This is a genomic window from Variovorax humicola (genome assembly GCF_037889915.1).
Taxonomy (GTDB): Bacteria; Pseudomonadota; Gammaproteobacteria; order Burkholderiales; family Burkholderiaceae_C; genus Variovorax; species Variovorax humicola.
The window spans coordinates 1-17,749 of sequence record NZ_JBBKZV010000042.1 but is presented as its reverse complement, the minus strand read 5'-3'; the positions used below and the strand labels follow the sequence as shown (position 1 = coordinate 17,749).

The 17,749-nt window shown below is 60.8% G+C and carries 16 protein-coding genes and 2 pseudogenes; 9 read left to right on the top strand and 9 right to left on the bottom strand.

What is annotated here, in order from left to right:
* Positions 1–3: 3 nt before the first annotated feature.
* From WKW80_RS33265 to WKW80_RS33255, 3 genes are read right to left on the bottom strand one after another with little or no spacing between them, the layout of a single operon-like run.
* Positions 4–1,281: a CaiB/BaiF CoA transferase family protein gene (locus WKW80_RS33265; RefSeq protein ID WP_340367856.1), complete on the bottom strand. Its 1,278-nt coding sequence runs from the start codon at positions 1,279–1,281 to the stop codon at positions 4–6.
* 9 nt (positions 1,282–1,290) lie between these two features.
* Positions 1,291–1,992 (bottom strand): glutathione S-transferase N-terminal domain-containing protein, encoded by a 702-nt coding sequence (locus WKW80_RS33260; RefSeq protein WP_340367855.1) that lies wholly within the window; start codon positions 1,990–1,992, stop codon positions 1,291–1,293.
* A complete protein-coding gene (locus WKW80_RS33255) occupies positions 1,989–2,621 on the bottom strand; it encodes a 2-hydroxychromene-2-carboxylate isomerase (protein WP_340367854.1) in 633 nt (210 codons plus the stop codon). Before WKW80_RS33255 ends, WKW80_RS33260 begins: the two co-directional genes overlap by 4 nt.
* Positions 2,622–2,796: 175 nt before the next feature.
* Between WKW80_RS33255 and WKW80_RS33250 the strand changes: the two genes are divergently transcribed.
* From WKW80_RS33250 to WKW80_RS37565, 3 genes and pseudogenes are all read left to right on the top strand, one after another.
* Positions 2,797–3,774 (top strand): LysR substrate-binding domain-containing protein, encoded by a 978-nt coding sequence (locus WKW80_RS33250; RefSeq protein WP_340367853.1) that lies wholly within the window; start codon positions 2,797–2,799, stop codon positions 3,772–3,774.
* Between the two features lie 98 nt (positions 3,775–3,872).
* Positions 3,873–5,105, top strand: coding sequence for a CaiB/BaiF CoA transferase family protein (locus tag WKW80_RS33245; RefSeq protein WP_340367852.1), 1,233 nt, complete (start codon positions 3,873–3,875; stop codon positions 5,103–5,105).
* Between the two features lie 65 nt (positions 5,106–5,170).
* Positions 5,171–5,422 (top strand): annotated as a pseudogene (locus WKW80_RS37565) (DUF4158 domain-containing protein); the annotation flags it as partial.
* On the opposite strand, the gene WKW80_RS37560 reads toward WKW80_RS37565, so the two are convergent.
* From WKW80_RS37560 to WKW80_RS33230, 3 genes are all read right to left on the bottom strand, one after another.
* Complete coding sequence (locus WKW80_RS37560) at positions 5,387–5,698, bottom strand: AMP-binding protein (RefSeq protein WP_422823015.1); 312 nt, start codon at positions 5,696–5,698, stop codon at positions 5,387–5,389. The pseudogene WKW80_RS37565 and the gene WKW80_RS37560 sit on opposite strands and share 36 nt — an antisense overlap.
* Positions 5,699–5,770: 72 nt before the next feature.
* Positions 5,771–6,166 carry an AMP-binding protein gene (locus WKW80_RS33235; protein WP_340367850.1) on the bottom strand — a complete coding sequence of 132 codons (396 nt, stop codon included), beginning with the start codon at positions 6,164–6,166 and terminating at the stop codon, positions 5,771–5,773.
* Positions 6,167–6,468: 302 nt separating this feature from the next.
* Entirely contained in the window at positions 6,469–6,792 is a 324-nt protein-coding gene (locus tag WKW80_RS33230; protein ID WP_340367849.1) for a hypothetical protein, read from the bottom strand.
* 464 nt (positions 6,793–7,256) lie between these two features.
* Here WKW80_RS33230 and WKW80_RS33225 point away from each other — a divergent pair, with 464 nt between their 5' ends.
* A complete protein-coding gene (locus tag WKW80_RS33225) occupies positions 7,257–8,321 on the top strand; it encodes a glycosyltransferase family 4 protein (RefSeq protein ID WP_340367848.1) in 1,065 nt (354 codons plus the stop codon).
* A complete protein-coding gene (locus tag WKW80_RS33220; RefSeq protein WP_340367847.1) occupies positions 8,318–10,495 on the top strand; it encodes an amylo-alpha-1,6-glucosidase in 2,178 nt (725 codons plus the stop codon). Before WKW80_RS33225 ends, WKW80_RS33220 begins: the two co-directional genes overlap by 4 nt.
* 238 nt (positions 10,496–10,733) lie before the next feature.
* Here the strand turns inward: WKW80_RS33220 and WKW80_RS33215 are convergent, their stop codons facing one another.
* Positions 10,734–11,243: an RNA recognition motif domain-containing protein gene (locus WKW80_RS33215; RefSeq protein WP_340367846.1), complete on the bottom strand. Its 510-nt coding sequence runs from the start codon at positions 11,241–11,243 to the stop codon at positions 10,734–10,736.
* A gap of 250 nt (positions 11,244–11,493) precedes the next feature.
* Between WKW80_RS33215 and phbB the strand changes: the two genes are divergently transcribed.
* On the top strand, positions 11,494–12,231 hold the full coding sequence (gene phbB / locus WKW80_RS33210) for an acetoacetyl-CoA reductase (protein ID WP_340367845.1): 738 nt from the start codon (positions 11,494–11,496) through the stop codon (positions 12,229–12,231).
* Between the two features lie 494 nt (positions 12,232–12,725).
* Here the strand turns inward: phbB and WKW80_RS33205 are convergent, their stop codons facing one another.
* Together WKW80_RS33205 and WKW80_RS33200 are read right to left on the bottom strand one after the other, a co-directional pair.
* Positions 12,726–14,189 carry a DUF1254 domain-containing protein gene (locus WKW80_RS33205; RefSeq protein WP_340367844.1) on the bottom strand — a complete coding sequence of 488 codons (1,464 nt, stop codon included), beginning with the start codon at positions 14,187–14,189 and terminating at the stop codon, positions 12,726–12,728.
* An 18-nt stretch (positions 14,190–14,207) separates the two neighbouring features.
* Complete coding sequence (locus tag WKW80_RS33200; RefSeq protein WP_340367843.1) at positions 14,208–14,411, bottom strand: hypothetical protein; 204 nt, start codon at positions 14,409–14,411, stop codon at positions 14,208–14,210.
* Positions 14,412–14,794: 383 nt separating this feature from the next.
* On the opposite strand from WKW80_RS33200, the gene WKW80_RS33195 reads away from it, so the two are divergent.
* The 3 genes and pseudogenes from WKW80_RS33195 to WKW80_RS33185 all read left to right on the top strand — a co-directional run.
* Positions 14,795–16,282, top strand: a complete 1,488-nt coding sequence (locus tag WKW80_RS33195) for a DUF1254 domain-containing protein (RefSeq protein ID WP_340367842.1) — start codon at positions 14,795–14,797, stop codon at positions 16,280–16,282.
* 208 nt (positions 16,283–16,490) lie between these two features.
* Positions 16,491–17,135 (top strand): annotated as a pseudogene (locus tag WKW80_RS33190) (IS6 family transposase).
* A gap of 359 nt (positions 17,136–17,494) precedes the next feature.
* Positions 17,495–17,749 (top strand): alcohol dehydrogenase catalytic domain-containing protein (locus WKW80_RS33185; protein WP_340367841.1); only part of this gene is annotated, 255 nt, incomplete at its 3' end.

Here is a 17,749-nt window from a genome sequence, read left to right as displayed (position 1 = left end):
GTCTCAGCCGACGGCGACAGCTTCTCGGGACCTAGCCTCTGAGCGCTCAAGGAGCGGATCACGCACCAGCACTCGCTCACGGTAGAGTTCGATGATCTCCTCCGGGGTCAGCCCTGCGAGGTCACGGAGGATTTCTTCGTTGCTTGCCCCGAGGAGGTCGGCATGCAGTTCCTTCTCCACTTGCCAGCTGGAGAACCGCGCCAGCGGTCCTGGGATGTCGAATTCCCCGAGATGCGAATTCTTGACTCGTCGCACGACGCCTCGCTCCCGGAGGTGCGGATGCTGCATCGCCTCACGCAATGTGAGAACTGGGGCGCAAGGAATGCGATTCCGCTCCAAAGCTCTGATGGCTTCCTCGCGGTTTGTGAAACGCGCGAGCCAGCCTTCAAGAATGTCCTTGAGTGCCAGGTTGTTGTCCCGCCGAAGCGCTGCGGTCGCAAACCGTTCATCCAAGCGAAGTTCAGGCATCTCCAGCGCATCAACGAAGGACTCCCACTGGTGCGGCAGTATCGCCAGGGTGAGGTAGGTGCCATCGCCGCATTTGAAAATGCCCGTCGGACCTCCGTCCGGGTGTTGCGAGCCCGTTCGCTTCGGGTTGTAGTTCTTGCGAAGGGAGACTCGAGGGACGGCAACTTCGTGCATGTTGAAGTAGGTGTCGAGCAGCGACGTATCGATGTACTGGCCTTCCCCGGTCCGTTCGCGATGCAGCAAAGCAAAGCCGATCGACATGGCAGCAGCCACGCCCGTGGACGCGTCGCCGATCGCCATGGTGATCAGAGCCGGCTCACCGTCCGGCTCGCCGATCAGATCGGTAATGCCGGCATAGGCCTGCGCCACGTAGTCATAGCCGGGCGAATGCGCAAGTGCACCCGTTTGCCCTGCAAGGGAGATGGAGCACATGACCAGGCGAGGGTTGAGCTTCTCGAGCTCGTCGTAACCCAACCCAGCTCTGGCCATCACCCCAGGAGAGAAGTTCTCCACCAAGACATCGAACTTCGGAATCATCGAGCGAATGAGTGCGCGACCCTTCTCGCTCTTGAAGTCGAGCGCCAGGCTCTTCTTTGAGTGATTGTGCTGCACGAAGTATGTGCTTTGTGAGCATCCCTTGTGCTGGGGACTTGTGGCGCGAAGGCCGCCGACGCGCGTGCGGTCTCCGAAAGGTGCAAGTTCGAGTTTGACGACTTCGGCGCCCATCTCGGCAAGAATCCGGCTACAGGTGGGGCCCGCGACGATTTGGGTGATGTCGAGTACGCGGTACCCGGTCAGCATCGGTTGTGACATGGCTTCCCCTTATCGGCCTGTGAACTGCTTGGAGCCGAACAGGTTGTTCCAGCGCTCGCCAGCAGGCTTGGCTCCGGACTTGTCCACCTTCTCTTCAAGGACGGCGATGCCACGCTGAACAGCCGGGCGTTCCCGCACAGCCGAGTACCAACGCTGGAGGTTAGGAAATTCCGCGATGTCCTGACCTTGCCATTTGTGCGCGCGCAGCCAAGGATAGGTGGCTATGTCGGCAATCGAGTACTCGCCAGCGAGATACTCCGATTCTGAAAGACGGCGGTCGATGACGGTGTAGAGGCGGCGAGCCTCCTTCGTGTAGCGATCGATTGCATACTCGATCGTTTCCGGCGCGTATTTTCGGAAGTGATGGGCTTGGCCCAGCATGGGTCCCACGCCGCCCATCTGGAACATCAGCCATTGGACTACTTCGTACCTTTGGCGCATGCTCTGCGGCAGGAATTTCCAACCGAACTTCTCCGCGAGGTACAGCATTATGGCGCCCGACTCGAACATGGCAATGGGTTCGCCATTGGGGCCATCCGGATCGAAGATGGCGGGAATCTTGTTATTCGGACTAATCTTCAGGAAGTCAGGTTTGAACTGATCACCCTTGCCGATGTGTATCGGAATGACGTTGTAGGCAGTGCCGAGTTCCTCGAGCAGGATCGAGACTTTGTAGCCGTTGGGCGTGCTCCAGAAGTACAGGTCGATCATGCGGGTTGCTCCCCGCCCTGGAGCGCCCGCGCTGCAATACGGACCAGCTCGTCATCGACGAATTCCATTCGATCCTTGCCCCAGAACATTTCTTTCTCGACGAAGATCGAAGGGACGCCAAACACGCCACGCTCGGTGCCCATATCGGTGCTGCGCGCAACTTCCGCCGCGGTTTCATCACTGGCAGCAGTTGCTTCGAACCAGTCGGTATCGACGCCCATGGCCGCAACAATGGGCCGCAGACCTTCGTACTCCGCAACGTCCGGGTTTCCGTCTTCCCAATACGCATCGAACACGCGCTCCACAAAAGGCAGTTCGAGGTTCTTCTGGCGCATCGCCACCGAACCGCGAAGAATCCTGCTCGACTTGATTGGGAACTGCCGGGGGATCTGGAAGGGTAGGTTGTACTTCGCGGCCCAACGCATGAGGTCGGTCTTGCGATTGCGCAACTTTGCCTTCGGTTCCTTCATCAACTCATAGCTGTTGTTCCGGAAAACGTAGCCCACGTTGTACGGGTGCAGAACGAGCTCAGCGTTATGCTTCTCTAGGATCGGCTTGATCAGTTTGAGGGCGAAATAAGTGTTCGTGCTGCCCGCGTCCCAAAACATCTCGACTTTGGTCTTGCTCATATCTTTTGGCTCCGTAGATTGGTATGTCCTGAAATGTGGCGGCCAGTCTAGGTCTCGTGTTCATTGACCTAAAAATAGGGAATGGACATCCCGGTATAAGGCAGACATATCGCTCCTTTCACGAGCGACAGCGGGCGGAACTTGCAGATGACCCCGCACGTGCGACACTAGACGGATGGAATTGAGGCAGCTTCGCTACTTTGTCCGAATTGTTGAGTTGGGAAGCTTGTCGCGCGCCGCTGCTGACCTGTTCATCGCGCAGCCGGCGCTCAGCCAGCAGGTCGCAGGACTCGAGGCCGAACTCAACGTGAGACTGCTTTCCAGGTCGGTGCGCGGTGTGTCTGCGACGGAAGCGGGGCAGGTTCTATATCGACACGCACAGAGCGTTTTGCGCCTGATCGATCGCCTCAAGGCCGACGTGACAAGCGCCAACTCGGATCCCTCGGGTGTGGTGTCCATCGGCATGCCGACCAGTGTGGCCAATGTCCTTGCGACGCCGCTTATCGCGACTGCTCAGATACGCTTTCCCGGCATACGACTTCAAGTGATCGAGGGTCTGAGCGGGCATCTGCGCGATTTGCTTGTGAACGGGCGCTTGGAGATGTCGCTCTTGTTCGATGTGAGCGAGATCGCCGGTAGTGGTGTGACTGTTCAGAAGCAGGTGTCACACCTTCATGTGAAGCCATTGCTCATCGAGGAGCTGTTCCTTCTTTCCGCTGGGAAGAAGCGTTTCGGCGCGGCAATTCCTTTGGCGAAAGCGTCCACACATCGGTTTGTACTGCCGGCGAGTTCGAACGCGACACGGCAAATTGTCAACCGTGCTTTCGAAGCCGCGGGGCTGTCTCTCGATGTGATAGCAGAGCTCGACTCCTTGCCCACCATCAAGTCCGTGGTCGCGAGCGGTCTCGCGTCCGCGATTCTGTCGGCTTCTGCGCTATCCGGATCAACGCATCACGACGGTGTGACGGCGCATCGCATATTGGGCGTGAATCTGACACGCAGCGTTTCCCTTTGCACGTACGACATCGTTGCGCTCAGCACGGCTGCGAGCTGCCTTTCGCAGTTGGTCGTGGAAGTCAGTGAGTCCCTTGTCAAGAGCAAGGTCTGGATTGGCGCGGAACTTGATCAACGCGTTGTGACTCGAGGGGCATAAGCCGCCGCTATACCGACAGACGGATCCACTATTTCCCTCATCTGTGCGGCCCTGCTTAGACTTTCCCAGATCGGCAGTCGCTACAAAGAGTAGAGCAAATGAGCAAGATTCTGGACGGTGTGGTTGTATTGGACTTGACGAGATTTTTCTCGGGCCCGCAGGCGACATTGCTGCTTGCTGGCATGGGTGCGGAGGTCATCAAGATCGATGACCCGAAGACGGGTGACCCCACAGCCTTCGCGCCGCCTTACGCAGGTCCACGTGGAATCTCGTTTGAGCGCCAGACCGACCTGGATATGGGGCTGGCCTACTTGAAGCGAGCACGGGCCAAGAAATCAGCAACGCTGGATCTGAAGTCGGAGCAAGGAGTCGCACTTTTCAAGCGAATGGTGGCCAATGCTGATGTGGTCGTCGAAAACTTCAGCGCCGGTGTTGCAGACCGATTGGGAATTGGCTACGCGCAGCTTGGCCAGGTCAATCCTCGGCTCATCTACTGCTCGGTGACCGGGTACGGAAGCACCGGGCCAGACAAGAATTTGAAGGCTTACGACCCGATGGTGCAGGCCGCAGTCGGCTTGATGAGTATCACCGGGAAGCCTGAGACCGGACCGGTGAAGGCAGGGTCTCCGATCTCGGATGCCATCGCGGGAATATTCGCCGCAAATGGCATCGTTGCGGCTTTGCTGCATCGGGAGCGTACCGGCGCGGGCCAAGCCATCGATGTGTCAATGGCCGATTGCCTTTTCTCCCTCATCTTCGACGAGCCGCTTGATTGCTACAAGCGACTGGGCCTGGAGTTCCAGCAAGGTAGTCGGATCATGCGGTTCTCTCCATTCAATGCCTACCAGACCATGGACGGATGGGTCGTGATTGGAACTGCTACGCAGTCCGACTGGACTGCACTCGTCGGCGTCATGCAGAGAGACGACTTGCTTGAGCATGGCGACTTCTGCCGATTGCCTTGGCGGCTTGCCAACAACGCTGACGTCGACAGGATTGTCGCGTCGTGGACGCGGAAACTCAGGAGTGCCGACGCAATCGAAATTTTGAATCGTGCGAAGGTGCCGTGTAGCCCAGTGCGTACCATCGACGACGTGATGCATTGGGCTCATCTCGAAGAGCGGGGGATGGTTGAGCGTGTCTGGAATCCTTTGTCGGGGAGTCATGTCGACGCCGCTGCCGCCGGCTTTCCTTTGAAGTTCAGCCGGACGCCAGGCGCCTACGATGGCCACGCCCCACGCCCCGGTCAACATACCGACGAGGTAATGGCTCGTTTGGCAAACGTAGAGGACGCGGAGTTGCGAGCGTTGCGCACTTTGGGTGTCGTATAGGTGACGGGATCATCGTGCCAGGGACCGAACCGGTACATTGGCGGCCCCGCGTTTTGGAGCCGGCCATGTCTTCCTTTGCCCTGCGTTTCGTCGGCCAGGAGGCCCTTCCGTCTCGGCTGAGCGAGTTTGACCGTGAGCAGTTCTTCGAGCTTGGGTCGGCAGACGTTGAAGCGATCACGCAGCAATGTCGAGTCAGCCACCGCTTGCCCGCTTCCTTGATGGTGCTGTGCATGCGCGCTACCGGTAGACCGCTCGACGGCTTCAACGTCTTGCCGCGCAACCTACTGCGGCACACAGCTGAGTTGTTGGGCATCTCCGCGCCATCGATGGCGACGCTGCGCTCGATTTACAAACACAGAGAAGTCGAAGCCAAGCTCGCAGGTTTCGAGCACGCGGTCGCTGTCGCGAAGGCCGAGCAGCCCGGCGATGGCGTTCACATAGTGGCGGACGGCTCCGGCACGCACCATCACGCCCTTCGGATCGCCGGTCGTTCCTGATGTGAAGATGATGTAGGCAGTGTGCTCCGCAGCCACATACGCGGGCTCTTGCAGGGGCCGCGCGCGGCAACGATCCCATCTCGATGAGTTCGACATGACCCGGCGCCGGTCCTGGTGGACGGCCGGTGTGCATCACAAGGGAGGGGCAACTGGCGAGCAGGGGCTGCGTCAGTTGCCTCGTGCCGACTTCGTCGCAATGACAGCCGAAAGGTCGCACACGGAGAGCATCTTCAACAAGCGCGCTTCCGGGAGCTTCGGCCCCAACGGGACATAGGTAGCGCCTGCCCAACTGGCGCCTGCGACTGCAACGCATGCGTCCAGGCTGCGCAACGCGAGAATGCCCACCCTTGGCGGCTTGCCTTGGCGCCCCTTCCATGTGCGATGGCCGGCAAGACAATGAGCCACGCGCACGGCTTGCGCCGCCAATTGACCATAGCTCAGGGAGCGGCCCTCGAATGCAACGGTGAGAGTGTCCGGTCTCGCCACGCCGTGGCGGTAGATTGCGTGCGCAAGGTTGTAGTCGGACTGCGCCGGCTCCCTTGCGCCGACCGCGGGCTTTGTCATGGATCGCGTTGCGCCAAGGCATCCGCCATCGTTGTGTGCCCGCCTGGCCTTGCCTGCTCGACAAGACGGTAGTCCTTGGGGGCAAGTGGCATGCGTCAATTCCTCCATGAGCGTAGAGCTTGAACGCTTTACCGGCTACGTTGCAATCGTCATTCGGAGGGATGAAGTTGCGTGCGCCGCGCTCTGAACAAGAAGCAGGATCCCCATTCAATCGATCTGCGAGAAAGATGCGGCCACCCCTATTTGCAGTCTCTTGGCGCTGTTGCGGCGTCGTCAACTGGTGTTCAACGCGGCAGAGGTCTTCAATCTGCACGCTTTAGCGTAGACAAGTCGACTTCCCCGTTCTGACTCGTGAACGTGGCACCACTGGGGCTGGAACCGCTGGTCTGCGACACGCCGGTGATGCGATGGTCACCTGTTTCGTACTGCGCCAAGCGGCCATCGCGCTCTACCGCCAGGCGTCTTTGCGCCGGGAAGAATGCATAGCGCATGCCGTCCTGCTGCCCGCTACTGGACGGGTCGCTCAACCCTTTGGGCCACCAGCTGCTGTCCGGCGCGGCCATCGGCTTCATTGGCTCCATGGGTTTCATGGGCTGCATGGGTTTCATGGGTTGCATCGGTTCCATTGTTTGTCCTTGTTCAAAAAAACGCCTCGAATCGGCTTGCGCTGGCGTGTCGGGTTCTTCATGACCCTGTCCGTCCCAGCATCGCGCGTCGTTTCATCCAGCCATTCAATCCAGAGCGAACGAAAATAGGCTCGCCAGTGGACGGAGGTAATACTCGACACCCTCCCCCGCGGCATGCTGTCAGTCGCGCCCAGAGCGCCTCGTAGGAAGTTGCTCACAAGAGGCATGGCAGTGTCCTGCAACCCTGGCCATGCAATGAACCGGTCCTTGGCGTCATGGAAGTGCGCCGGCCTCCTGCAGGCTCATCCCTCTGCGCATCCATCTCCCCGGCCGGCCGAGGTACGACGCTCGGGGCCTTGCCAAAACCGGACGTGGCCTACAGCCATTGATGCACGAATACCGACACCGTCTCGGCCGGCACGCAATATTTTCTAGCCCGTCAAATTGCCAGCCAGGAGACTGCAATGAGGATCGCGCAAATCGCACCGCTCTACGAGGCCGTGCCCCCGCGCTTGTATGGCGGAACGGAGCGAGTGGTCGCCCACCTGACCGACGCCTTGGTCGCCGAAGGGCACGAGGTCACCTTGTTCGCCTCGGGCGACGCGGAAACACGCGCTGAACTGGTGGCGTCAAGAAAGCAAGCTTTGCGTCTGGACCCTGCGCCTCTCAAGTCAGACTTGGCGAGCCACCTGTCACTGCTTCACGAGGTACGTCGCAGAGCCAATGAATTCGATGTGCTGCATTTTCATATCGACATGCTGCACTTTCCGTTGTTCGAATCGATCGCGCAGCGCACGCTCACCACTTTGCACGGTCGCCTCGACATTGCAGACCTTTCTGACACGTATCGTCGCTGGCGACAGTATCCATTGGTGTCGATCTCGAACGCGCAGCGCCTGCCGTTGCTGGATGCGAATTGGTACGCGACCGTACAGCACGGCATGAACGCGACCCACTACCGGTTCACTCCCGCTGTTCGGGACGGCTATCTCGCATTCCTGGGCCGGATCTCGCCCGAGAAACGGCCCGATCGCGCGATCACGATCGCTCGGCGTTCCGGCATCCCCGTTCGCATTGCCGCCAAGGTTGACCAGGTCGACCGCGACTACTTCGAACGCGAAATCCGGCCGCTCCTTCACAGCAGTCTGGTGGAGTACGTCGGGGAGATTGGAGATGACCAGAAGAGCGAATTCCTTGGAAATGCGCGAGCGTTGCTGTTTCCTGTCGACTGGCCCGAGCCCTTCGGCCTTGTGATGATCGAGGCGATGGCGTGCGGCACGCCGGTCATTGCCTGGCGCTGCGGTTCGGTACCGGAAGTCGTGGACGACGGCGTCACCGGCTTCATCGTCGACAATTTGGCGCAGGCAATCGAAGCGGTCAAAATGGCGGGTCATCTGCCGAGGGACCGCATCCGTGCCGAGTTCGAAAGGCGCTTCACTGCAGAGGCCATGGCCCAACGTTACGCCCAACTCTATTGGCAACTCGCGGGCCATAGACGAGCCGAATCGCTTCAGGTAACAGCGGCATGAGCCCCTCGATGCCAGGGGCCAGTGGTCCGGCCACCAGCGTTAGCGAGATCGGGGCGGACGTTTGGCCTGCGCCCCCGGCGCGTTCGGGCCAGCGCCTTTTCGTGCTCAAGGAGGGAGACACCTTCGTCGTGGCCGACGCCCATGGCGACATCACGGGGGAAGGCGATGGGCTGTTTCACAACGACACGCGGTTGCTGTCCAGTTTTCGGCTGCTGGTGAACGGCGTGCAACCGACGCTGCTCTCGAGCGCCGTGGGACAGGACAATGCCTTCTTCACGGCCAACCTCACCAACCATCCGCTGCCGCCGCTGGGCACGACCTCGACGCCGCAGGGCGTGATCCACGTCGAGCGCCGTCGCTTTCTGTGGGACAGGCGGATGTACGAACGCATCACGCTCGTCAACTTCAGCGACCACCCGGCGCAGGTGCCGCTGCAGTTGTTGTACGACGCCGATTTCCGAGACATGTTCGAGGTGCGGGGTCAAGTGCGCAGCAAGCGGGGCGACGTGGCCGCTGAACAGCAGGGCGATCGATGGGCGCGGTTGCGCTACCGGGGCCTGGATGAATTGTGGCGCAGCGTGGTCGTCTCGTTCAGCGAGACGGCGGCGCGTTTGGCCGAGCGGACGGCGATATACGAGGTGCGACTGGACAGCGGGGAACGTTGGGTTTTGTACATCGAGGCAGGCGATGAACCGGCGGCCCCCTGCGCCCAGCGCTGGCGTGGGGCTGCGGCGCGCACCCGATGGCAACTGCGGCAGAAACGCCGGCGCGGCGCGCGCGTGGAGGCTTCGAGCCGGCTGTTTCAGGCTTGGATCGACAAGTCAAAGGCGGACCTTGCGCTGCTGACCACCGAGTTGCCGACGGGGCCGTATCCCTATGCGGGCATCCCGTGGTTTTCGACGCCATTCGGTCGCGATGCGGTCGTCACCGCGCTTCAGACGCTTTGGTTGGATCCCTCGCTTGCTCGCGGCGTCTTGTCGTTTCTGGCGGAGCACCAGGCGCAGGAAATTTCCACTTTCCGCGATGCGGAGCCGGGCAAGATCATGCATGAGACCCGCAAAGGCGAGATGGCGGCGGTCAATGAACTGCCGTTCGGCAAATACTACGGCGGCGTGGACACGACGCCGCTGTTCTGCGTGCTGGCGGCGGCCTATGCCGAGCGCACTGGCGACGCGGTCCTCATCGACACCATCTGGCCTGCATTGCTCGCCGCCGTCGGCTGGATCGAAGACAACATGCTGCGTCATGATGGCTTTGTGAGCTATGCACGCGCAGAGGCAACCGGACTCGCAAACCAAGGCTGGAAAGACAGCCACGATTCGGTGTTCCACGCCGACGGCAGTTCGCCCATCGGGCCGATCGCCTTGGTCGAAGTGCAGGGGTACGCGTTTGCCGCTCTCGAAGGCTTGGCCTCACTGGCGCGCGTTCGCGGCGAATCCTCGAAGTCCGCTCACTGGGCCGACCTGGCTCGACGCCTTGCGCATGCAGTAGAGCGTTCGTTCTGGCAGGAAGACCTGCAGTTCTATGCGCTGGCCCTCGACGGCAGCGGCACACCCTGCCGCGTTCGGGCCTCGAACGCGGGACACTTGCTCTTCAGTGGCCTTCCCTCTCAAGAGCGCGGACGCAGGGTCGCGCAACAGTTGCTTTCAGCGGCGTTCGATGCAGGGTGGGGGGTTCGCACCCTGCCGTCCGACGCTGTGCGCTACAACCCGATGTCGTACCACAACGGGTCGATATGGCCGCACGACGTCGCTCTCTGCGCCGCCGGCATCGCACGATACGGCGAGCGCGATGGGGTCGTGCGCCTGCTCGACGACATGTTCGAGGCGGCCGCATTCTTCGGCCTGCGCTTGCCCGAGTTGTTCTGCGGCTTCGCGCGCGCAGCAGGCGAGGCCCCAGTGGCCTATCCCGTGGCGTGCCTGCCTCAGGCATGGGCGGCGGGTTCGGTGTTCATGCTGCTGCAGCAATGCCTGGGAGTGCATATCGTGGCTGGCGACCAGGTTGTCCTCGATCAGCCGCGGCTGCCCGCCGGCATCGAGTCGATCAAGGTTGCAGGTATTGCGGTCGGCACCGCCCGAATCGAACTGAATTTTCGTCGACGTGGCAAGCGCATCCTTGCGTTCGTCAACCGCCGCGACGGCGATCGCTCGACACACGTTGACGTGCGACTTTGATTGCACGCATCGACCCCGTTGGGGATGCTCCGTACGGTGACGAGGTTCGCGAGCCGCCCTGGTGCCAATGCCGCTGCCTCTCCTTGCCCCTTTTGAAGCCGTCAAGCCGTCGCAACTGCCCGCCCCTTGCGGACTCTGCTGCGGGAGCGAGGCAAAGTTGCGTTCATCGATTCACACCGGCAGTCGGCAGTCAATGCCACTTCCCTGCTGTTCACGTCTTCTCGACGTCAGAAAGGATTTATATCGCTAGCTCTTCGCTTGCTATTTCTTTCCGTGATTTCGGCGTCTTGTCCGACCTCGCAGTCGACGGCGCTGTCTCAAGCTCCCGCGGGTCAGGGCGAACGCGACGTCCCGGTCCACCCCACTGTTCACCAATTCCAGGAGATAGATATGAGCATCCTCGGCAACATTTTCCGCAAGATCTTTCCGTCGTCCCACGCCGCCAATGCCCCAGGCGCGGCGGTGCCCGGGGGCGGCACCCACGACCACCGCGCCCACTTTCCATCGGACGGGCTTCATTGACGGTCAGGCTGCGACCGCCGAGCGATTGGCCGTTCAGGCCTTCGATGGCCGCCAGCGCTTCCGCGTCGGTGCCCATTTCGACAAAGCCGAAGCCTTTGGAGCGGTCGGTATCGCGCTCCATCATGACCTTGGCGCTGGCGACCGAGCCGTATTGGCTGAAAGCCCGCTCCAGATCGTTGTCGCGCACGGAATAGGCGAGGTTGCCGACGTAAAGTTTCTTGCCCATGGAGGAACTCCTTTTCGAACCAAAAAAAACGAAACGGCGGAGTCCCAGAGTCACAACAAACAAGAATGCGCTGTGGCGCGAAACTGACCGATCACCGGATTGCGAACCTGGCAGTGAAACGGCCAGGAACGTCCGAGCATTAGAGCTCGCCCATTGCAACCCGGGCTCAGTGTTTTCCTGTGAAGGGGATGCGAAACCTCGCTACAGTGAACAGCGCCGGTTCAGATTCGTACACCATCAAGGAACGATCATGAGCAAGAAAGTCGCATACGTCACCGGGGGCATGGGGGGCATCGGAACAGCCATTTGCCAACGCCTGCACAAGGACGGTTTCACCGTCATCGCCGGCTGCGGCCCCACGCGAGACTACGCCAAATGGCTGGCGGAGCAGAAAGCCGAAGGCTTCGGACTCCACGCGTCGGTCGGCAACGTCGGCGACTGGCAGTCCACCGTCGACGCCTTCACCAAGGCCAAGGCGGAGCACGGCAGCATCGACGTGTTGGTCAACAATGCCGGCATCACGCGGGACCGCATGTTCGTCAAGATGACGCCCGAAGAGTGGCACTCGGTGATCGAGACCAACCTCGACAGCATGTTCAACGTCACGAAGCAGGTGGTGGGCGACATGGTGGAAAAGGGCTGGGGCCGCATCATCAACATCAGCTCAGTCAACGGCGCCAAGGGCCAGGCAGGCCAGACCAACTACTCGGCCGCCAAGGCCGGCATGCACGGCTTCACGATGGCGCTGGCGCAGGAACTGGCTGCCAAGGGCGTGACCGTGAACACCGTGAGCCCCGGCTATATCGGCACCGACATGGTCAAGGCCATCCGGCAGGAGGTGCTTGACAAAATCGTCGCCACCATCCCAGTCAAGCGGCTGGGCGAGCCGAGCGAGATCGCGTCCATCGTCGCGTGGCTCGCGACCGACGAAAGCGGCTACTCCACCGGGGCCGCTTTCTCGGTCAATGGCGGCTTGCACATGCGCTGAGGCGCCTCGCGCCGGGGCGTTTCCCCGCAGCGTGCCCGGAGACGCCGACAACGATGCTTCAATGAACTGCTCGCGGCCTGCGCCCAGGTTGGCGCCACGCGGACGCAAAGAACAAGCTCGCGCGGATGGTCAAGCGGCGTCACGCACCGACGTGCCCACGGATTGCACCCCTCATCAACGGCCTAATGCGCGATGGACGTCCGTTCATGGCCCGGCGACCGTCCTAGGATCGTCGACTGCACGCTTGGCGCGGACTTGGAATTCGGACGCCGGGGAAGCGTCGCGCTCGACGACCAGTATGTCGCCAAGTGACCGCTGGTTTGAGCGCTACCCTGCACGGGCGGTTGTACGGCAAGTCATGGCACCATGAGCGCTGGGCGGATGGCACTTTTCGGCCGAGGCCCGACGGTCGCCGGCGCCCCAGGATTCGCGGGAAAGCGGACGCTGGCGTGAACCCACCAAGCGCCCGTTTAAGACTCAGGAGGTCGAAGTTGTTAGTTCACTTTCTCGACCTGCGGCGGCATCCATGTGCCATCGATGATGGCCGGCTCGGCCCAGTAGGCGCGGATATAGAGCGAGAAGCTTCCTTCGGGCGCAGGCACCCAGTTCGTTTCCTTGTCTTTGCCAGGCGACTTCGTGCCGAAATATAAAGTGAGCGAACCGTCCCCGTTGTATTTGAGATCCTTGTTCTTCGTGCCCAGCGAAAAGCGATTCAGGGCATTGGGTTGAAACAGGTGATGCTGGTTATAGAGCGTCATCGACCAGAAGCCCTTGACCGGCGGCAGTTGCCCCTTCGGGAAAGTCACTGTATAGCTGTTCTTGCCCTCAAGTCGTTGTCCTTTATTGTCAAAGTCCCGATAGATGTATTTCGTCTCATCTGGCGTGTTGTCAAACATGTTCGACTTGGAAGTACCGGCGCGGTTTAGATAGTCGGTGCCCCATTTCGCGTTGTTCACTGGCGAATTCCAGCCGTTGCCAGCGGAGCGGCCGTTCAATTTCCACTGAGTGAGCGGAGCAATGATTTCCTTGTCCGCGACTACGAACGATGCAATCAATGCTTTCTTGATGGCCGGGTCTTTGGCAGCGGCGTCGAACACGGAACTGATCCAGGCGTACAGGGCTTCTTCGCCGGGCAGCGGCGGCACCTCCTTCATCACGGCGGGAAGCTCTTCGAAGTAGGTTTCCGGCTTCACCCAGCTGGTCTCGCCTTTGGCCCCCTTCTGCGCTGGTGCCGGGATGTGCGGCAGCTTGCTCCAGTCCACCGTCTTCATCTTCCCGTCAAACTTGCTGAGGGGATAAAACACCACGTGGTTGATCAGCGGCTGGACGGCTTTGGTGTCCTCGGCTGTGTCATCCTTGAAAATGCGCGGGACGGAAAACACCAAATCCGTGGAGGAGCGCACGACAGCATTGATACCCGCCGGGACTTCGCCTTTCCAGTTCGGCCCGACGATCATGTAAAAGCCCGGCTTGGTGCCGTACTGCTTGCCAATCTGGGCAATCTCGTCAGTGCGCTGGTCATACAGTGCATAGACCCAGAAGCGGTCGCCAAAATCCGGCACCTGAAACACCATCGGCTCCTTGTCCAGCGCGGAAAAACCCGCGCCATACACCACGTCCTGATTAGGACAGGCGATGAATGTCTGCTCGGGCTTGATGTAATTGGTGAGCATCGCGTTGTAGCCCACCGGGGCGAAGGGCAGAATGCCGCCTACCAGAACCGGCTCGGGAGCCTGAGAGAAGGCGACGCGGCGGTTGTGCGCATTGACCATCGGATAGCCCCAGATGTAGGCGATACGGCCGACAGCCTGAACATATGCCGCGGTCATCGCGGTGCCGGCGGCGGGGCCAGGTACTTCAGCGGCACTCGTGGGCAGTGGAACCTGCTGCGCTTGCGCGTTCGTACATGCCAACGCGCCGGTGAGCATGGCGGCGAGCAGGTTGAGTCTGTTGTTCATGGTTGTGCCTTTCGGTCGTCAAGCGGGATGGAAATTTCTCAGTTCTTCCGCGCCCACCAACTTTCGGAAACAGCAAGGTGAAGATGAGCTGAATCCGAGGTCGTGCGGGCCGTTGCCGGGGCTGTCCGCCCAATCGCGAAAGCCGCCGCCGATGCTCGAGGGCTGGCCGTCGACCTTGAGCAGCTTGGTGATGAAGCCGTTGATCTTGACTGCGCAGCTCAACTTGGAGCGGATCGTCCGTGCATGCTGTGCAGCATGTCAAGCGATTCTTTGCGGACGAAGATCGAGAGAATCCGTCCGATCGATCGCGAAGCGCGAGACCGGGGATGCCGTCCTGGGCGTCTTCACGTACGTGGCTATAGGTGTGCACCGGGATTGGCTGCTCACGACATGGAGTTCACCATAGGGCGACGGTGCGAGAGGTCTGGGTTTGCCTCCAGCATGAACCGGCGCGCCGCTTCCGCATTACCTTTCAGCCGGGACGACGACGTGTCGAGGCGTCTGTTCGACGAGATGGACTATCAGCGCGCCAGCCAATAGCATCGAGTCACTGTCAGGTGCGCGACCCCAAGATCGAAACCAACAAGCGCAGAAACGGCACAAGCATGAAAACCATGAATCCGCAGAATCTCAGCGCTCAGGAAGCCAGCTTCGACAAACTCGCCGACCTACCATTCGCGGAAGGCCGGCCCACGAAGGAGACCGCGCAGACTCTTCGTGACGAACTCCTCTTCCAAAGGGCGACGCAGGCCTACCTCTGGGCGATGCCGTTGATCAACACGCTCGGCATGCAGGTCGGGTCGGAAAAGACCTTTGGCGCCGGCTACAACATCCTGCCCATCTGGAAGCAGCGACTCGACGCCAAGACTCTGGTGACGACCCCCAACTCCGACGTTCTCTACGCCATGAGCTACGTCGACTTGGGCAAGGATGGCCCGCTGGTGATGGAAGCGCCGCCCGGACTACAAGGCATCCTCCTCGATTACTGGCAGCGACCCATTCCGGTGGAGGGCGGCAAGTTCTTCGGTGACGTCGGCCTGGCTGGACCAGATGGCGGCAAGGGCGGCAAGTTCCTCCTATTGCCACCCGGCTACAAGGGACCGGTGCCAGAAGGTTATTACGTCTATCGTTCAGGAACCTACAACGTCTTCATCTTCCTGCGCGGGTTCTTCGAGGACCCGACGAATCTGGCGCCGGCTGTCGCGCACCTTGAACGAACAAAGGTCTATCCATTGAACGGCGAGGCCGCCGCCAAGCCAATGAAATTCCCCGATGCCTCCGGCATCCCGGCCGACATGCTGCCTATCAGCGACGGCAGCGCATTCGACCAACTCAAGCTGCTCGTGGACCGGGAGAGTGACAAGCTCGCCGGTCCCGACTGGCTTGGCATGCTGGCGGCAATCGGCATCGTCAAGGGCCAGCCGTTCACACCGGATGCGCACACACGAGAGATCCTCGATCTGGCCGCGAAGACCGCCTACAAGATGAGCCGCGTCATCGGCTTCCAAGACACCCTCAACGGCGGCTCGCTGTACATGTATCCGGACCGCCACTGGATCAACCCGCTAGACAACGTGACGCCGCCCAGCCCGCGCACCACGATGGACCTCTCCTGGATGAATGTTGCAGGGGGCTATCGCGCCCTCGACGCCCGGATCTGGTTCTTCACCGATTACTACTCGATCAGCCCGGGGATGCTTTCGAAAATACCGGGCAAGGGCGCTGCATACATGGTGGGCTTTACCGATGGCGAGGGAGAGCCGCTGGTGGGAGGCAACAACTATCGCCTGCATCTGCCGCCCAACATCCCGGCTGCCATCTTCTGGTCCCTGACGCTCTACGATGCGGCGAATGCTTCAGGCCTCGACAACGGCCAGCGTTTCCCGTCGCTGGGTTCGCGCGACAAGCCGGCGCAGAACGCCGACGGCAGCACGGATCTTTACCTCGGTCCCAAAGCACCTGAGGGCAAGGCCGGCAACTGGCTCGCCACCGTGTCCGGCAAGGGGTACTTCACCATCCTCCGGCTTTACGGCCCGACGGAATCCGCCATCGACAAGAGCTGGGAGCCCGGGGACATCGAGAAGGTGAAGTGACCTGCACGAAAAAGCCGCTTGGGATCGCGTTGCGGGCGTTCACAGCGAGCAGTCGAAGGTCGGCAACGGGCCCGAGGATAGGGGTAGGAAACGGTTCTGTCGCAATAGCGAAAAAGCGGCCGCTGGGAAGTTCGGACGATGGGAGGGACAAGACGGTGATTGAAGCGCTGAGCAAAGTGATCAAGCGGATGCATACCCGCTGGAGGTGATGCTCACCTGCGTGCGCTGGTACGCGGCTTACCCTTTGAGCTTTCGGCATGTCGAAGAGATGGTGGGCGAGCGCGGCGTGCTCGTCGACCACGCCACGGTTCATCGATGGTCGATCAAGATCCTGCCGGTGATGGCCGCGGCGTTTCGGTTTCGCCAACGCAAGCGACCTGTGGGCGCGAGTTGGCGGATGGACGAAACGTACATCGAGGTCGCAGGCCAGTGGAAGTATCTGTACCGAGCGGTCGACCGCGATGGCGACACGATTGACTTTCTGCTGCGTGCCAAGCGCGATCTCGCAGCCGCATGATGCTTTTTGGAACAGGCCATCGGCCTGCATGGTGTGCCCGACAAGATCAACATTGACAAGAGCGGTGCCAACACGGCCGCTATCCAGAGCATTCAAGCCGACTGCGCTGCGCCCATCGAGATGCGCCAGTCGAAGTACCTCAACAACATCGTCGAACAGGACCATCGGGCCGTCAAACGTATCGTGAGGCCGATGCTCGGCTTCAAGTGTTTCCGTTGCGCGCGAGCGCTGATTGCCGGCATTGAAACGATGCACATGATCAGGAAAGGGCGGATGAACTGCCTTGAAGGTTACGCGTCGTCCGCGGCAACGAAGTTCTATTCGCTGGCTTTCTGAGAGCGACACGCAGGACGCGAACTTGCTTGGCCTGGCACCGCTATTGCGACAGAACCGCATGAAGCCTCCCGAAGAACTTACCGGATAAGGGAAGTAGTCATTGCTCGCCGCCCCGGCATTTGAAGGACGTTCTACTCAATTCCGCTTTCTTCAATTCGGCACTGCTGAATCGCGAATCGCGTAACCACCGGACACGGCTTGTCATGGCGAGGTTGAAGTGAGGGTTGGGTGCATCCCCGGTACGACGATGAATTTCAGGCATGAATAGCGAAACGCATGTCGCAACTTGCGAAGCGCCAAGGCGACGCGATCCCTACAGTCACATCATCACTTCCATACCGATTCAGGAGACATCAACCATGGCAAAAGCAGTACGCCAATACCAGGCCGGCGGACCCGAAGTCCTTCGCTACGAGGACGTCGAAATCCGCGATCCGGGCCCGGGCCAGGTCAGGCTGCGCCATGTGGCGGTGGGCCTCAACTACGCCGACACCTACTTCCGCAACGGCACCTACGCCGTGCCCATGCCAAGCGGCATGGGCGTCGAGGCGGCCGGCGTGGTCGTGGCCATCGGCGAAGGCGTGACCAACGTGGCCGTCGGCGACCGCGTCACC

What these genes read in the sequence shown, in the direction of transcription:
- WKW80_RS33265 (WP_340367856.1), bottom strand. Translation starts at nt 1,281, where the DNA reads ATGTCACAACCGATGCTGACCGGGTACCGCGTACTCGACATCACCCAA.
- WKW80_RS33260 (WP_340367855.1), bottom strand. Translation starts at nt 1,992, where the DNA reads ATGATCGACCTGTACTTCTGGAGCACGCCCAACGGCTACAAAGTCTCG.
- WKW80_RS33255 (WP_340367854.1), bottom strand. Translation starts at nt 2,621, where the DNA reads ATGAGCAAGACCAAAGTCGAGATGTTTTGGGACGCGGGCAGCACGAAC.
- WKW80_RS33250 (WP_340367853.1), top strand. Translation starts at nt 2,797, where the DNA reads ATGGAATTGAGGCAGCTTCGCTACTTTGTCCGAATTGTTGAGTTGGGA.
- WKW80_RS33245 (WP_340367852.1), top strand. Translation starts at nt 3,873, where the DNA reads ATGAGCAAGATTCTGGACGGTGTGGTTGTATTGGACTTGACGAGATTT.
- WKW80_RS37560 (WP_422823015.1), bottom strand. Translation starts at nt 5,698, where the DNA reads ATGTCGAACTCATCGAGATGGGATCGTTGCCGCGCGCGGCCCCTGCAA.
- WKW80_RS33235 (WP_340367850.1), bottom strand. Translation starts at nt 6,166, where the DNA reads ATGACAAAGCCCGCGGTCGGCGCAAGGGAGCCGGCGCAGTCCGACTAC.
- WKW80_RS33230 (WP_340367849.1), bottom strand. Translation starts at nt 6,792, where the DNA reads ATGGAACCGATGCAACCCATGAAACCCATGCAGCCCATGAAACCCATG.
- WKW80_RS33225 (WP_340367848.1), top strand. Translation starts at nt 7,257, where the DNA reads ATGAGGATCGCGCAAATCGCACCGCTCTACGAGGCCGTGCCCCCGCGC.
- WKW80_RS33220 (WP_340367847.1), top strand. Translation starts at nt 8,318, where the DNA reads ATGAGCCCCTCGATGCCAGGGGCCAGTGGTCCGGCCACCAGCGTTAGC.
- WKW80_RS33215 (WP_340367846.1), bottom strand. Translation starts at nt 11,243, where the DNA reads ATGGGCAAGAAACTTTACGTCGGCAACCTCGCCTATTCCGTGCGCGAC.
- phbB (WP_340367845.1), top strand. Translation starts at nt 11,494, where the DNA reads ATGAGCAAGAAAGTCGCATACGTCACCGGGGGCATGGGGGGCATCGGA.
- WKW80_RS33205 (WP_340367844.1), bottom strand. Translation starts at nt 14,189, where the DNA reads ATGAACAACAGACTCAACCTGCTCGCCGCCATGCTCACCGGCGCGTTG.
- WKW80_RS33195 (WP_340367842.1), top strand. Translation starts at nt 14,795, where the DNA reads ATGAAAACCATGAATCCGCAGAATCTCAGCGCTCAGGAAGCCAGCTTC.